Annotated in this window: 10 protein-coding genes; 1 reads left to right on the top strand and 9 read right to left on the bottom strand. The window is 66.9% G+C overall.

The genetic code is table 11. The features are described from left to right. The first annotated feature begins 87 nt into the window (after window positions 1–87). Window positions 88–354 (top strand): hypothetical protein, encoded by a 267-nt coding sequence (locus tag JIAGA_RS0120245; protein WP_026877071.1) that lies wholly within the window; start codon window positions 88–90, stop codon window positions 352–354. Between the two features lie 1,426 nt (window positions 355–1,780). On the opposite strand, the gene JIAGA_RS0120235 is transcribed toward JIAGA_RS0120245, so the two are convergent. The 9 genes from JIAGA_RS0120235 to JIAGA_RS0120195 form a co-directional block, all read right to left on the bottom strand. Further along, entirely contained in the window at window positions 1,781–2,779 is a 999-nt protein-coding gene (locus tag JIAGA_RS0120235) for a DUF4432 family protein (RefSeq protein WP_026877070.1), read from the bottom strand. Further along, a complete protein-coding gene (locus JIAGA_RS0120230; RefSeq protein ID WP_051426306.1) occupies window positions 2,776–4,266 on the bottom strand; it encodes a M81 family metallopeptidase in 1,491 nt (496 codons plus the stop codon). Before JIAGA_RS0120230 ends, JIAGA_RS0120235 begins: the two co-directional genes overlap by 4 nt. Further along, complete coding sequence (locus tag JIAGA_RS0120225; protein WP_169738902.1) at window positions 4,266–4,727, bottom strand: RidA family protein; 462 nt, start codon at window positions 4,725–4,727, stop codon at window positions 4,266–4,268. The genes JIAGA_RS0120230 and JIAGA_RS0120225 overlap by 1 nt, the downstream gene beginning before the upstream one ends. Then, complete coding sequence (locus tag JIAGA_RS31165; RefSeq protein WP_051426304.1) at window positions 4,717–6,996, bottom strand: FAD-dependent oxidoreductase; 2,280 nt, start codon at window positions 6,994–6,996, stop codon at window positions 4,717–4,719. Before JIAGA_RS31165 ends, JIAGA_RS0120225 begins: the two co-directional genes overlap by 11 nt. Before the next feature lie 103 nt (window positions 6,997–7,099). Continuing rightward, window positions 7,100–8,896 carry a peptide ABC transporter substrate-binding protein gene (locus JIAGA_RS0120215; protein WP_026877067.1) on the bottom strand — a complete coding sequence of 599 codons (1,797 nt, stop codon included), beginning with the start codon at window positions 8,894–8,896 and terminating at the stop codon, window positions 7,100–7,102. Next, window positions 8,893–10,746, bottom strand: coding sequence for a dipeptide ABC transporter ATP-binding protein (locus JIAGA_RS31160; protein WP_051426303.1), 1,854 nt, complete (start codon window positions 10,744–10,746; stop codon window positions 8,893–8,895). The genes JIAGA_RS0120215 and JIAGA_RS31160 overlap by 4 nt, the downstream gene beginning before the upstream one ends. Next, the gene (locus JIAGA_RS0120205; RefSeq protein ID WP_084469836.1) at window positions 10,743–11,660 is read right to left on the bottom strand and encodes an ABC transporter permease; all 918 of its coding nucleotides are present in this window, start codon (window positions 11,658–11,660) and stop codon (window positions 10,743–10,745) included. Before JIAGA_RS0120205 ends, JIAGA_RS31160 begins: the two co-directional genes overlap by 4 nt. After that, on the bottom strand, window positions 11,657–12,745 hold the full coding sequence (locus JIAGA_RS31155) for an ABC transporter permease (RefSeq protein ID WP_084469834.1): 1,089 nt from the start codon (window positions 12,743–12,745) through the stop codon (window positions 11,657–11,659). Before JIAGA_RS31155 ends, JIAGA_RS0120205 begins: the two co-directional genes overlap by 4 nt. A 249-nt stretch (window positions 12,746–12,994) precedes the next feature. Then, complete coding sequence (locus JIAGA_RS0120195; protein WP_211239742.1) at window positions 12,995–15,364, bottom strand: DUF4838 domain-containing protein; 2,370 nt, start codon at window positions 15,362–15,364, stop codon at window positions 12,995–12,997. Window positions 15,365–15,609: the final 245 nt, after the last annotated feature.

Genomic DNA, 15,609 nt, shown 5'->3' with positions numbered 1-15,609 from the left:
CGGCGAGCGGGTTCCGCACGCTGTGCCGAACCTCCAGCACCCGCCTGCCCGCCCCGGCAGGTGCCCTGCTGGGTCGGGTGCCCGCGCATGGCAGACGTTCCGGAGTTCCTGGCGCCGGAACGTACCGGTCCGCTCGATGAAATCCTCGCGGTGGTGCGGACTACGCCGGCCAAGCGCTTGAATGAGGAGCTCGCCGCTGTCGGCGCCGGCCATCCGTCCACTCCGTGGGCCGGCGATCTCGCCATGGGTAAGGCCGAGGCGGTCCGGCATTCTCGGTGCCTCCTGGCCGCGGCGGCGCTGCTCGCTACTGCCGGCGCCATCTCCCTCGCCACGACCCGGCATCGGCCGCTGTGACACCGCACGCCGACTGACCAGGCACCAGCTCCGCTGAGGACCAGGCCAGCCGAGACCGCGACAGCGCCGCCGTCGGCTCGCGGCGTCGGCCAGGACAGCGACGCCTTAGCCCACCTCGCCCTTGTCGAATGCGGACAAGACGCGGGACATTCAGCAGCACCGCGGTGAACGCGGACGGGTTGTGCGCTCCTAGGAGCTTCTGGTACGTGTGAAGGTGGGCTGGGCATCGGTCCCGGGCTAGGAACGGAAGGGTTGTGTCTGGCTATCCGCCGACGGGTGATCGGTGGACAGTTCCTGGTCGGCGACCCAGCTCCCCGAGGCTCCCGGCGAGCATGCCGCAGCTGCCGACGAGGAAGAACCAGATCCCGGGTGCCCTGATGGTTGAACATGACGAGAATGGCGCCGACGACGAACAGTGCGTTGCCCAGGAGTCCGATACCGAGGTGCACCTGCGGGAAGCGATACACAAGCGTGCCCAACATCCAGCGTTGGCGGCGTGGAAGCTGAGTGTCGGTATCAATGACGACTACCCAGTGCACTCTGAAGCCATGCGCTGGGCGTATGGCGTCCGTCGGAGTGTCAGTACAGTTGCCGGCTGGGCAGATCGATGGTCCGGCCGATCCGGATTTCGCCGGCCACGTCGACCAGGTCGAGGACCACCGCTCTGCGATCACACCCTTGACGGCGCCGGTCACGACGTAGATCATCAAGATCCCTACCTTGAGTCTGCTGGGGGGCTGGACTTCATTTGGGGGACCAGAAACCGCCTCGCCCCGAACTCTCGTTCGGGGCGAGGCGGTTTCGTGCGTCCGGACACACGAGGCGCCCAGGCGTGGCAGGGACGACGCTGACCGTTTGCCGTCGCCCTGGACCGTGAGGATGTTGACGCGGGCATCCTCGCCGCCTTGGACTCCGTAGATGAGTTCGTAGGCCGCCAGCCGATCCGCTTCTTCGACGTACAGCGACGTGATCTCGATCCGGTACGTGAGGTTGCCGCCTGCGCTACCGAAGCAGGATTCGTCGAGGACCCGCACCGTGAGGGTTTAGTTGTCGAGTTGTCGACCCGGGCTCGTAGTACGTCGACCGCCACACGCCCTGAACAGGGACCTCTTCGGTGTGAACGATGAACCCACATCCGCCTGACCGTCGCCGGATCACATCGCTACAGCTCAGGGGCGCAACCTCGCCCGGACCAATCCCACCTGACCCGGCCTGCCATGCAAGATCGTCACACAGATCGCACACGATCATGGGCCAGATGACCGACGAACGACGAAAGCGCGTTCAACTCGACCGAGCACGCTAAACGACGTGGCGATTTCGCCGCCACGCCGGTCATACGCCCACCTCTATGACGCGGGTACGCAGCCCGCGATCACTCCACAGCACCTAGGGGCCGATCAATGCCTCAACCGCCGATTCATGCCTAGATGTGAGATTCAGCTTTACCTTGCGGCCCCGGCTCGTGGCGGTTGCCTGCGGCGGGGTCATGGCGGATGCGTGCCCGAAGCCAGGCGTCGCGGCTGGCTCCGGCCCTCAGGAAGGGCGCCTTCCCTGCCTCGATGGCCCTGGACAGAGTGTGGACCGCGGAGCTCTGTGGTTCCAGCGCGCACGCCACCACATCGGGGAGCGACTCGCTGCCCTTGTCCGTGGCCCAGATCCACAGCGCCGGAAACGCGTCACCGTCCCATTCCAGCTCGATGCCGGTCCGCAGCTCGTCGGACCAGATGCCGCATCGATGCTGAGGCAGGCGATCGGCGAACAGCATCATGCTGAACGGCCGGCCCGGGAACCTGGTGAGGTCGACGGTGCCGCCGTCCCGGCCGGGCAGTGCATCGACCGTGCCCCGCGCGCCGGGGGCGTAGGGCGCCGACGGGTTGTCTCGGGGCTCGGCGGAGAACTCGGCGTCGGGCACGTCGATCCGGCAGCCCGGGCCCATCATCACCGCTCCGAACGTGACGTGGTGCCCCCACGAGTAGTGCAGCCCCCGGTCGGACAGGTTCGTGATCGTCTCGCTGATGCGCACATCGCCGTCCCCGGCCAGCTCGACGGTCCGGCGGATCGCGAACGGCAGATCGTGGCTTCGCGCGGCGAACTCGACCACGATCCGTTCCGGACCGGACGCGCGGACCGTCCACGACCACGGCCGGTGCTGGATGTCACCGTGCCAGCTGAGGCTGCTCCCGTCCACGACGCAGGGGCTGCCGGCGTTGGGGAACAGCTCGTACCAGCCGCCCACCCGGTAGTGACGTGAGCCGTCCGGATCCTCGTACAGGAGGTTCGTCCCGCTGCGGAGGTCGGCGAGCTCGAAGATGTGCGCGCCATGGTCGACGTTGATCGACATCCGGATCTCGCCGTCCTCGACGACCAGGACTCGGTCGCCGTCGAGGCCGACTTCCCGCAGGGAGCATGCCGCGGCGGTCATCGCGGCGCCCAGGCGGTGTCCGGTTCGAACGGGAACATCGGCTTGCGGCGGAGGCGGTAGCCGAGCGTGGCCAGGTCGGCGCTCGTGGCGCCGGGCGTGTTGACCCAGATCAGCCGGCTGGCGATCGGCTCGAACCCAGCTCTCGGGGAGTGAACCCCTTTGGCTGCGATGATCCTCACCTCTCGTGGCTCGATACCGGCGATGCGGAACTGTACCTGACTGTGGGTCGCGGCCGGACGGGCATGCACAGCGAGCAGGAGGCCGTCGTCGGTATGGATACCGGCGGTGGGCCCGAGATCGAAGAACCTGGCTCCGCCATGGGTCGGCGTCGAGTCCTCGAACCGGCCGTCGGACAGCGCGATCACCTCCCCGGTGACGGGGAGGGGCGTTCCGTGCCGGTCGTCAGTCCGCCCGCCGACGGCCACCCCGACCCGGCCGCCGACGCCGGCCGCATGGCAGGCGGCGACCGCGACCTCGTCGTAGAGCGACACGGCGACGCCGGTGATCCCCAACCGCCGGGCGGCGTGAAGGAGATGCGTGGAGTCGCCGGGGCTGCCGCCACCGACGTTGTCTCCCATGTCGAGCAGCACGACGGGCCCGCCGGGCTCGGCAGCCGCCTGACGCAGCGCGTCGTCGATACCGAGGGCGTCACCGACCATGTCTCCTCGCGACGCCCACGCCGCACCAGCGACGTCCGCGGCGATCTCGGCGGCCAGGTCAGGCTGATTGTCCGTGACCGCCACGACGCTCACGCCCATCTCGGGCACATCGGCATACGGGAACCCCTCCACGACGCTGACGGACAAGACACCCCGCCGTCGCTCCGCCTGCCGGGCGAGCGCGAGAAGTCCGGCCATTGGCTCCTCGGCGGTGCCCTGCGCAATGATGTTGATCGCCAACGGCGGGGCGGCCAATGCGATCGCCGGGCTGATCTCGCCCCGGGCGGTACGTCCGATCAGCCGGGCGCACGCCAGACCCTGCGCGGCGGCGTCGACGTGCGGGTTCGTCTGATACACGGTGATGACGTCGGCATGGGCGACCATGAGGTCCGAGACGTTCGCGTGCAGGTCGAGCGTCATCCCGATCGGCACCTGCGGACCCACGGCGGCGCGGACGCGGCGGACGAACTCGCCGTCGGCGTCCGGGAACCCGTCCGCGACGGCAGCACCGTGCTGGGGCAGGAGCACGCCGTCCCACGGCCCACCTGCCCGCAGTGCGCCGATCATCCGGCCGGTCAGGTGCTCGAACGCCTCCGCCGTGCTGGCACCTGTGGGGGTGATCCACGCGTACACCAGTGGCACGACCTCGACGCCGGGCTGCTCCGCCTCGTACGCGAAGAACCCGGACGGGATCGATTCGGCCGTACGGTGCCGCGCTCTGATCTCGGCGCCTTCCAGGATGCCCTCGGCCCGCCAGGCGTTCAGGGTCGCCCGCGCCGGCGCGAACGAGTTCGCCTCGTGGCCGAACCCAACAGCGGCCAGCCGCATCAGGACGCGACCCTCACAACCATTTCGATCTCGACGGACGCGCCCAGCGGAAGGCTCGCGACACCCACGGCCGACCGCGCGTGGCGCCCCCGCTCCCCCAGGACGTGCAGCAGCACGCGGCTGCCACCGTCGGCGACCTCCGGCTGCTCGGTCAGTGACTCCGTCGCGTTGACGAACACCGTCAGCTTCAGCACCCGCTCGACCCGGTCCAACGACCCCAGCGCCGCGATCAGCCGGTACAGGGCGTTCGCCACGGCTTGCCCGGCCTCGGCGGACGCCTCCTCGACCGTGAGGTCGGCACCGACCTTCCCCGTCCGGGGTCCGTCGGCGCCGTTGAACGCGACGACACCGGACACGTACGCGACCCCGTCGTCGACGACCACGCCCTCGATGAGCGCCGCCGCGTCCACCGGCGCCGGCCGAGTCGGCAGAATCTCGGCAAGGCGACGCTCAGCGGGCATCATGAGACCTCTCTTGGAAGGCCCGGCGCCGGCCAGCCCGATCGCGATAGACGCGAGCGGCAACAAGGTGGGCGCGCGGGGCGCCGTTGGTGGCTGTCATGGTGATCCTGAGTCGGTCAGTCGTGACCGGACGATCGAGGCCGTGGACGCGATGGCGACGGCGGTTGCCCATGACGGACACGATCTCGGTCCAGGTGCCGTCGACGGTGGCCTCGACGCGATAGTCGCGAATGAGGCCGGGAAGGACCTCGAAGGGCGTCCGGAAAGCATGAAGGTTGATGAGGTCTTCGTGAACCTCGTCATCCAAGACGAGGGCGATCTCCGCGAACGTGACCGGCTCCGGCCAGGTGAGTTCGACCCACGGGTTCTCATCCCATGCAAGCCACTCCGACACCCACATCTGCGGCCCGCCGAACGGCCGCGCGTATCCGCCGACAATGAGCTCGGCGGCGTACGCATTCGTCCGCGGCCCCACCCGGTAGCAGATGCCCTGCCGATGGAGCGCATACTTCCACTCTCGCCATTGCTCCAGGTACTCCTCATCCGCCGGCGGGTCGCGGTGCAAGAAGAAGATCGTCCCGGGCTCGGCATAGGACGCCTGGTGCAATGCCACTCGCGGGTTCTTCCGGATCATCAGAAATGCGTTCCGCGGAATTTCTGGTGCCCAGGGGAGATCAAACCTCACCCACTGCTTCTGACCCGCTGCCACTGGCGCTCGAGCCGAGATCTCCAGATCGCGGGGGAGGTAGCACTGCGGTTTCCCCGTGTTGTACAGCTCTACAGTCAGCTCTGTTTCCGCAGTCGCGTCGACCAGCAGCTCGACGTAGTCGACCGAGGGATTCACCGGAAAGACCATCCCGAGATCGGCCTCGAGCGGCATGGCGCCCATCGAGTCCTCCACGGCCAAGGCGCGGAGGGTGGAAGAGCCGGTCACTGTCGCCGTCCGGGCCAGGTCGTCCGGGTCGGTATTGGCCACGCCCAGGATGGAGGCGTCTGCACGCACCATCGTGTTGCGCACTGTCGTCAGGTGCGAGGCGACGAGTTCTCGCGGGGTCGTCCGGGTCTGGAGCGCGAGCGCCGCGCCGGTACCCGCAGCCTCCCCGGCAACTCCGCAGGTGAGCATCACCCGGGTACTCCCGAAGGCAACGTGGCTGCAGCTCATGTTGCGCCCGGCCATCCACATATTGCGGACGTTCTGCGAATAGAGGCTCCGCAGTGGGATCTCATAACAGCCGTCGGGATGCCAGTGCCGCGAACCCTTCTCCGTCGCGTACATGCCACCCGGAGGGTGTAGGTCGATCGGCCAGCCCCCGAAACCGACGTTGTCCGGCTGCGACGGCTGTTCCAGGATGTCATGCTGTGTCATCGTGTAATCGCCGATGAAACGTCTGTACTCGCGCTTCCCGGGCACCGATCCCACCCATTCCAACGTCAGGTTGTCAGCGTCGAATGTGCCCGAGTTCTTGATGTAGTCCCAGATTCCGTAGATCGCCGCTTGCAGTTCGTCGCGGATCTCCTCGTTGTCGTGCACGACGTCCTTCTCGCCACCCCACTCGATCCACCAGTAAGAGCACCCGTTGAGGTCCTCCCGGATGACGCGCCGCTCCGGTATGGATGTGGCGGTGATGTCTCTGGCGAAGCTGGGTGGCACGTACTTCACGGGATGGCCGACGTCCTTGGAGTAGAACAGGATCGTGCTGCCCAGTGTGTTGTCATTGGCGACGTCCACGGCCCAGGACTCGCCGTACTCGTCCGCGCCCTCACATCCGGTGCGGTAGCGTGCCCCGGCCAGATGACCCACCAGCCCGTCACCGCTGCAATCGATGAACGACGACGCGCGAAACTTGATCTCCCGCTCTGAACCCACCATCCAGCCGGTGACCGAACGGATGAACCTGTCGTCATCGGGTCCCACGGCATCGACGGTCCGCACATCGGTGTTGAGAAATAGTGTGAGATTGGGTTCGGCCCGGACGGCTTCCAAGACGACGAGGTCCCAGTAATACGGATTCCCATCGATGTTGCGGAACTGGTTCTCGACCAGCATTTCACCGACGATCCCAGTTTCGCGCGCATGGTGCTGATTTCCGTGCGCGGTCGCACCACAGGCCCAAACTCGCACCTCGCTCGACGAGTTGCCGCCGAGCACCGGCCGGTTCTGGACCAAGGCAACGGTCGCGCCCTGGCGAGCCGCAGCGATGGCCGCACAGCATCCCGCCAGCCCACCGCCGACGACCACGATGTCCGAAGTGAACTCTTCGTATCGCATGAGATGAGACAGACTCCTGGTTCACGGTTCGGTCACCCGCGAGGTGGGCCGTCAACCCCGGGCGGCCCACGTCGCGAGATCGGACTCCTCGACGGGTTTGGCGCTAGTCGCTGATCGTGACGCCCTTTGTGGTGAAGACTGTCGCGTAGTACCAGGGCTTGAGGCTCTGGATCCTGGGCTTGACCAAGAGGTTGTAACCGCCCCAGAGCACCGGGATGAGGGCGTAGGTCTCGTTCCAGGCCGTAGCCGCTTGAACTGCCAGGTCGTTCTGGGCGTCGAGGTCGGTCTCGGCCAAGGCGGCCCGGACGAGATCGACGCACGCCTGAAGCTCAGGGGGACGGTTCTGGTCGATGATCGCGAACTGGTCGGCCGGAGACGCCCCACCCTCCGCCGCGGCGAGCACGTCCTCCGCGATATCGGCGGGTATGAGGTTCGTGTTGTTGATGACGGGCGCCGCAGGAATGATCTGCTGGGCCGTGGCCAGTAGGGTGGGCGGGTTGATCGCGCCGTTCTGCACGTAGAACCCGGTGTAGTCCTCGCCGTGCACCTGGTTCCGCTTCTCCGCGTAGACACCCACCTCCACGATATCCAGCTCGGCCTCGATGCCGAGGTTGTCCCGCCACATCTGGGCGATGGCCTCGACCCAGGGGCTGTTCTGGAAGTCGAGCAAGGTGATGGTGGGCATGCCCTCGCCATCGGGGTAGCCGGCGGCATTGAGCAGATCCTTGGCCTGCTGGACGTCGAACTCAATACCGGGAACTCCCTCGTGCCCCGTCACGGCGGTGGGAACGAGAGAGTTGCCGGCCACGGCCGGCGCGGCGACGCCGGCGAGTGCCTCGCGGTCGATGGCCAAGGCGAGTGCATGGCGAACGCGGACGTCGTGCAAGGCTGGATGGTGGCTGTTCATGACGATCAACCGGCGGACCTGGTTGGTGGGCGACGTCAGGAGTTGGTCGGCGACGTCGGACGTGGTGACGGCTTCGAGGTCGTCCTCGATACGGCCGGTGATGTCGATCTCGCCCTGTTGGTAGGCCAGCAGGTCCGCAGTGGTGCCACCGTCGTTGAAGGTCACCTCCCACCGGTCGATGAAGTAGCTCTCGGCGTCCCAGTACTCCTCGTTCGGGATCAGTACGGCACCCTGGTTCACTCTGAAGTCGTCCAGGACGTACGCGCCGTTGCTGACCCAACCCGCCGGGTCCAGCCACGCATCACCGAGCTCCTCCACCGTGGGCGGATGCAGCGGCAGCGCCCAGAAGCCGGCCAGGTGAATGAGCAGATCGGCGTTGGGCCGCTCGAGGGTGAGCTCGAAGGTGCCGTCGTCGACGGCCTTGGCACCGACGGTGGCGAAATCGTCGCTCTCACCCGCCATATAGGCAGCCGCGCCCGCCACCTGAACGACGCCCGGGTTGTAGGACGGTGCGTTCTCCCCGGCGATCCCTGGAGTGAGGATCCGCTTCCAGTTCCACTCGAAGTCCGCCGCGGTCACCGGGTCCCCGTTGGACCAGGTGGCTTCCGGGCGGAGGTGGAACGTGTACACCAGGCCGTCGTCGGACACATCCCACGACTGCGCCGCACCGGGGAGGACCTGACTGGGATCGTCGGCGTCGATGACCACCAGCCCCTCCCACAGGCCGATCATGATGATCTGCCCGAACGAGGAGTTCCCGTTGATGGCGGGGTCGAGTTGGGTGACTGGCAGCATCGACTGCCGCAACGTGCCGCCACGCTGGCCCCCGCCGCCTTCCTCGTCGCCGCTCTCCTCGGTGCCGTCGTCGCCGCCGCCGGAGAAGCCACAACCGGTGGCCACTCCCGCGGCGGTCGCGAGCGTCGCGGCGAGGAAGGTACGCCGCCGCATGAGTTGCGGCGCTTCGTCGATGATGGTGCGGGTAGTGCGCGTCATCGGTGGACTCCTTGACCTGACGTTGCCGGAGCGGCTGTTGGCTGCCGTTGGTTGGAGGTGCGGACCCAATGACCAGGACTGACTTCGACCAAGTCTCCAGTCGTGTCCGTGGCGGCGCGGTCGGTGAGCCCCACGGTGGTGGGTGCACCGGGCCGTCCGTGGATGGGCAAGACCGCGGCCAGCATCGCCTGGGTATAGGGGTGCTGGGGGGCGGTGAACAGATCGGCGGTGGGAGCGGCTTCCATGATCCGCCCGCTCGCCATCACGACGATTCGATTACACAGGCGTTGTGCGACAGCGAGGTTGTGGGTGATGAACAGCATCGACAGGCCCAGCTCGCCCTGGAGGCGCTGGAGCAGCTCAAGGATCTGCGCCTGGATGGAGACATCGAGGGCCGAGGTGGGCTCGTCGCACACCAGAAGGTCGGGTTCCAGGGCCAGAGCACGGGCGATCGCGATGCGTTGCTGTTGCCCGCCGGAGAACTGCCGGGGGTAGTGATCAATCCGAGACCGCGGAATGCCGACCAGGTCCAGGAGTTCGATCGCGCGAGCGCGGCGCGTCGCCTGCGTGCCCACCCGGTGCACGCGGAGGGGTTCCAGGACGTTCGCGGCCACGGTCAGGTGTGGCAGTAATGACGCGTAGGGGTTCTGGAACACCATTTGGACCCGGCGGCGCCATGTTTTCAGCTCAGGACCGGTCAAGCTGAGCACGTCGGCGCCGTCGAACGTCACCGTGCCGGAGGACGGCTCGATCAAACGGGTGATCAGCCGGGCGAGCGTGGACTTGCCCGAGCCGGACTCCCCGACGATGCCGACGTTCTCACCCGCTGCAACGGTCAGTTCCACGTTGCTGACCGCGGCGACGTCACCTCCCCGGCCGTGAAAGACCTTGACGAGGTCGCAGACCGTCATGAGGTCGCGAACGCCACGATCATGGGGCGGGGTCGCAGGCGTGGCATCCGCTGTGGCCGACGCGCCATCGGCCTCGCCGCCGTGCTCCGGCGTCGTGACGTCGAGCGCGGCGTTCAGAAGCTGTTGCGAATACTCGTGCCGCGGGTTCGTGATGAACGCGCCCATGGCCGCGGTCTCGACCACCTGACCGTGGCGCATGACGACGATGTCGTCGCAGAGGTACCGGGCGACGCCGAGGTCATGTGTGATCATGACGAGCGCGAGTCCGTCACGGCGCAGGTCCCGGAGCAGGTCGAGCACCTGACGTTGGACGGTGACGTCCAGTGCCGTAGTGGGTTCGTCGGCGATCAGTAGCTCCGGCTGCGCGACGATGGCCATCGCGATCATCGCGCGCTGGCGCTGACCACCGGAAAGCTGGAACGGGTACATCCGCAGCCGCTTGGCCGGTTCGGGGATGCCGACCCGGTCGAGCGCCTCGACCGCCCGGCGAACGGCCTCCTTGCGGCTGGTGATGCCGTGCCAGCGCAGGTGCTCGGTGAGCTGAACCTTCAGCGTGCGCGTCGGGTTGAGCGCTGACATGGCGTTCTGGAAGACCATCCCGATCCGTGCACCGCGAATGGCTCGCAGCTCGGCGTCCGGCAGGGAGATCAGCTCCCGTTCACCGAGCATGGCGCGGCCGGTGACATGTGCGGTCTCGGGAAGCACGCGGAGCAGTGCACGCATGGACACGGTCTTGCCCGATCCGGACTCGCCGACGATGGCGAGCGACCCACCGTGCCGCACGTCGAGGTTCAGTCCGTCGACGACCGTCGACGAGTCACCACCGCGAGGATGCATGAACGTCACCCGGAGGTCGCGCACGGATAGCAGGGGCCGGGCGAGCCCCGGCTCTGTGGCAGGGCTCGGGAACGCTGTGTCGTCACGGGCGGCGGCCGTCATGCGTGGTCCTCCTCACTGGAGTCGAACGCGTCACGCAGGCCGTCACCCATCCAGGTGAACGCGAGCATGGTCAGGCTGAACAAGACGAGGGGTGCGGCGATCAGGAACGGGTGGGCGAGGACGTAGGTATAGCCCTCGACGATCATCCCGCCCCACGACGGCGTGGGTGGCGCGACACCGAGACCCATCAGAGCGAGGCCGGACTCGGCGATGATCGCTCCCGGGATCCCGAAACTGGTGGTCACCAGCAGCGGACCGACAGCGTTCGGGAGGATGTGCCGGACAGTGATGGCGAACCCACCGGTGCCGATCGATCGGGCCGCCTCGACGTACTCGAACGTCTTGATCTTCAGCACCTGAGCGCGGACCAGACGGGCCTGGGTGACCCACCCGGCGATCCCGATCGCGAGGATGATCGCGAACACCGACCGGCCCATGACCACGACGAGCAGGACAGAGAACAGGTAGCTCGGGAACGCGTACATCACGTCGGTGAACGACATCAGCAGTGACTCGGCCCTCCCGCCGCGCCATCCGGCCCACAACCCGATCGCCAGCGCGACCAGCAGCGCGACCAGTTCGGCAGCGAAACCGATCATCAATGCGGTTCGCAACGAGAACAGCAACCGCGACAGGACATCACGGCCCAGCTGGTCGGTGCCGAGCAGGTGCCCGTCACTGAGCGGCGACAGCAGACGCTGAGTGAGGTCCTGCTCGGTGTAGGAGTACGGCGCCAACCAGGGCGCCGCCACCGCCACCACCACGAGGACACCGACGAAGACCAGGCTGCCCAACGCCAGCCTGTTTCGTCTGAACCGCGCCCAACCCCGCCCCAACTCGCTCTGCGCTCTGGCCGGAGTGGCAGGCGTGCCGATCGGAGAATTCTGGTTCGGCGTGGCCGTTGCCGCGCTCATGCCGACACCCCCACATTCGACGCACCTCGGTCACCGTAAGAACCGGCCCCACCGCCCGGATCGTCATCGCGGCCACGCATAGGCCGGAGTCCGCGCGCGCCTCCCAGCAGCCCCGGGCGACGCGACCGCCGCCAGCCGCCACCCTTGCGCTGTTCGTGCGCGATCCGAGGGTCCAACAGACCGTAGGTGACATCGACGATCAGGTTGATCAACATCAGGATCAACGCGAAGAACAACGTCGTCCCCATCAGCAACGGCATGTCCCGTGTCCGCGCCGCGAGCGTGAACAGCCGGCCGAGCCCAGGGATGCCCAGCAGGACCTCCACGAACACGGTCCCGGTTGCCAGGGCCGCGAACAGCGGTCCGACGACGGTCACCAACGGAATCAAGGAGTTTCGCAGTACGTGGCACACCAGAACGGTCCGCTTCGTTCCGCCCTTCGCCATGGCAGCGACCACGTAGTCGTCGCGGAGCGCCTCCAACATCGACGAGCGCACGTACCTTGCGAGCATCGCCGTCGGCTGCACCGCCAACGCCACGACCGGAACGATCAGGTACTCCGGCCCGGCCCAGCCCCGAACCGGCAACCACCCCAGCCCCACTGAGAAGACCAGTACCAGCATCAACGCGAACAGGTATCCAGGCAGCGCCTGGATCGTGGTGAGGGTGAAGATCGAACCGTAGTCGGCCAGCTTGTCCTTCTTGACCGCTGCCAGCATCCCGATCGGAATCGCCACCATCAGCGTGAGCAGCGTGGCGGGCACAGCCAGCGACAGCGAGACCGGGAACGCCTCAGCTATCAGTCCCTCCACCGACGATTGCGGGTATTTGAACGTCGGCCCCATATCCCAGGTCGCAACGCCCTGCATGAATTGCAGGTACTGCTGCCATGCCGGCACATCGTCGCCGTAGCGACCTGCCAGACCCGTCCCGCTGTCCGCCGAGTCGCCCAGCGCAGTCGACCCCACGTCGGCCAGCTCCGAGAACGAACCCGGAACCAACTGCAGCAGGCCGAACGTGATGATCGAAACCACGACCAACGACACCACCAGCCGAACCAGCCGACGACCCACGAATCCCAACACGGTTCACCCACCATCCGCGCCGGCTCGGTGATCACGAGCGGCCATCGGTGTACACGACAAGGCACGAGTCCACGGTGGAGGTACAGGCGCTACGTTCAAACTCGGAACCTCCTGGCTTCAACAGGCAGGGAAGACGCATCGGTAGCGTTCCGGCGCCTCGGGGTGACCCACATCATGGCCGAACTGAGGTCCTAGGTCAAGACTCTTCGTCGGCGGCCGAACCATTCAGACACCTGACGACGCCCGGACTTAGAACGCCGGCGCCTGATACGCGACGATGTCGTCGATGTACAAGAATCCGGGGTCGTCCTGAAAGCCGTCGATGACGAGGACGTACTGGACCGCCTTGACCGCCCGCCCGTCGATATCCTCCGGAACGACATCGATGCTGTCGACGGTGAACCATGCTCCGGCTCGCGGCGCCACGGGCATGATGGGTCCGCGGAACTGGCCGATCTGCGTGCCGGCTTCGTCCCGCAGATTCATCGTGACGCCCACCGTGCCTCGCCACTCGGTACCGCTAGGGGCGAGCACGTGTGCCCGGGTGGCGAGGAGGCCGGGCACGACTTGGATCACCTGGTTCGGGCCGCCGCGGCCGATGGCTCGCGCGTTCACGCTGGCAGTGCCGGTGTGTGCTACCCCCGCCTGCGCACTGAACCGGGCGTTCGCGCCGAGCCGAGCAATCCAGAGGCTCCAGCCGGGCGGTTGCCCGAGCCCGTCTTCAAACGACCAGTTCTGCGTGAGCGTAGACAACGTCCCCGCCCGCAGACCCAACAACAGCTGCGCGAACTGCGTGAACTGACTGGCCCCTTCCGACCCGGCGCGAGCTTCCAGCCAGCTTGTTGCTGCCCCACCCGACGGCTCGTGATCGCGCAGGTAGTCGGCGAGCCCCCAGAACTCCGACTTGTTCCAGCCTCCCCATAGCAGGCCGACGGCCGACGGCTTCCACACGTGTGCCAGCACGGGGTCGCTGTCGTACTCGTCGATCAGGTCCAACCGGCGCTCAGCCAGCTGTTGGCGCTCCTCCCAGGTGTCCTCGATGGTCTCGAGCAAGGTCACCGCGGCCGCCGAGTCGGCCGGCGCGGGGACGGCGCGTGGGTATGTCCGCGCGCTGAGGTCGTAGTACTCGTGGGCTCGGGCGAGCTTCTCCGCACGTGTGCGCTGCGGCGCGGTGACCGCTCGTGTGACGACCTCGTCGATGAGACGACGGCTCTCGGCGATGTCGGCATCGGTGACCGCCTCGAGGTAGGAGGCGTCACCGAACGCCTGAAAGGTGGCACTGGGGTTGAACCACGCGGTGGCCACCGCCCGCTCGGTCCAAAAGCTCTCCCAGTTCGCGTAATACTCCCGAAGATGTGGCGCGGCTTCGGCTCCCACCGCCCGGATACACCACTCGTCAAGCAGGGCGTCGACGTCCTGCGCAGGGTTCCACAGCAGCTTCGCCCGCAGCCACGGCTTCGGGCCTTCTCCCCAGTTCGGATAGAGCTCGGCGTAGTGAGCGATGACGCCGATCTCCTTCGCATAGGTGTAGACCTCCTGACCGAGGTGGGGAGTGACCCGCGGTACGACGTATGGGCATCCGTAGAGGTAGTCGTAGAACCCGAGCTGGGACGTGATCCCAGCCCACACATCCAACTTGGCCTGGGCGTCGGCCTTCGCCGTCGCGTCGGCCCAGACCAGTCGGTCCTGGGTGAAGAACGGAACGACGCGCGGGTGCAGGGCGAACGGCGGCGGCTCCTCCAGCTGCACGTACGCCAGCAGGCCGAACCATTTGTCCGGGAACTCTGCCGTCACCTGCGTCACGACCTCGTTCACCCAGCTGTAGTAGGGCTCCACAGGATCTACCTCGGCGAATCCGCCGCTGTCGTTGACCCCCAAGGAGAACGAGGCGGACGCCGGATTGTCCCGAAAGTGCTGCTTGATCTTCTCGACCGCGACCGGAATCGTCCCGGGCTCGGAGAACACGGGTTGCCACCCCGCATGACTTCCGGGCGGAGGCGGCTTTCCGTTCGGGTAGAACTCGGGATGGGTTTCGCCGAACTCGTCGACCGGGAACAAGCTGTAGAGGTTGTGATGGAAGGCGATGAAGTAATCAGGACGCCCATCGCCGACACTAGCCTGCAACCCGTTTCTTCGCGCCCACAGATACTGCTCGGTATATGGCCCATCGTCTCTGCTCAGCGGACTGAACACGCGCTGCGCGAAGGCCGGCTCGTCGTGGACCGGCCGCAACGACACCACCACGCTGTCCCGCTCGGGGACATCGTCGCCCACCTCCGTGGGCATCAGCCAAGCCACGTCCAGGTACCGCGCCAAGAACGCCCTGACCCCGTTGCGAGTGCCGAGGTCAGGTGAGTCGCTCGATCCGAGAATGGTGATCGAATCGTCGGCGGGAAGAATGCAGAAGCCGTCATGACGAATTCGCTCAGGCAGTCTCCGGCCCAACGGATGTGCGCCCGGAGCGGTGAAGCCCACGTAGATCTTGACCATACCCTCCGGGACCGGCTCGTCCGGGTAGCGAACAGCCGGCAATGTCACGCCCGTCGACTTCTCGACGTATGACACCAACTCCGCGGCTGCCTCCTGAACCTCTGCGGAGGCGCCACTGTGCACCACCACGACTGCGTACGCCAGCCCGCCGTCGACGATGGTGAGCGCGGCGGCACTCCGGCTCGAGTCGCGTACCGCTCCGAATGCCTCACCCGCCAACAGGCCACTTGCGGCCAGGCCGACGCCTCCGGCTACCAGGACGCTTCTGCGCGATGGTCGACTTCTGCCCTGAGCGTCGGCTTCCATCCCAACCTCCCACGATCGATCCGAGGCACGTTGGTACGTGCCGATCCCCGAGTATGTGGGCGAGCTCT

Source organism: Jiangella gansuensis DSM 44835 (assembly GCF_000515395.1).
Classification (GTDB): domain Bacteria; phylum Actinomycetota; class Actinomycetes; order Jiangellales; family Jiangellaceae; genus Jiangella; species Jiangella gansuensis.
Note: the sequence above shows the minus strand (reverse complement) of the source record. Positions and strands in the feature narration are given on the sequence as shown.

Bases quoted from the DNA above. Each gene is read 5' to 3' on its own strand.
- JIAGA_RS0120245 (WP_026877071.1), top strand. From the start codon at position 88: ATGGCAGACGTTCCGGAGTTCCTGGCGCCGGAACGTACCGGTCCGCTC.
- JIAGA_RS0120235 (WP_026877070.1), bottom strand. From the start codon at position 2,779: ATGACCGCCGCGGCATGCTCCCTGCGGGAAGTCGGCCTCGACGGCGAC.
- JIAGA_RS0120230 (WP_051426306.1), bottom strand. From the start codon at position 4,266: ATGCGGCTGGCCGCTGTTGGGTTCGGCCACGAGGCGAACTCGTTCGCG.
- JIAGA_RS0120225 (WP_169738902.1), bottom strand. From the start codon at position 4,727: ATGCCCGCTGAGCGTCGCCTTGCCGAGATTCTGCCGACTCGGCCGGCG.
- JIAGA_RS31165 (WP_051426304.1), bottom strand. From the start codon at position 6,996: ATGCGATACGAAGAGTTCACTTCGGACATCGTGGTCGTCGGCGGTGGG.
- JIAGA_RS0120215 (WP_026877067.1), bottom strand. From the start codon at position 8,896: ATGACGCGCACTACCCGCACCATCATCGACGAAGCGCCGCAACTCATG.
- JIAGA_RS31160 (WP_051426303.1), bottom strand. From the start codon at position 10,746: ATGACGGCCGCCGCCCGTGACGACACAGCGTTCCCGAGCCCTGCCACA.
- JIAGA_RS0120205 (WP_084469836.1), bottom strand. From the start codon at position 11,660: ATGAGCGCGGCAACGGCCACGCCGAACCAGAATTCTCCGATCGGCACG.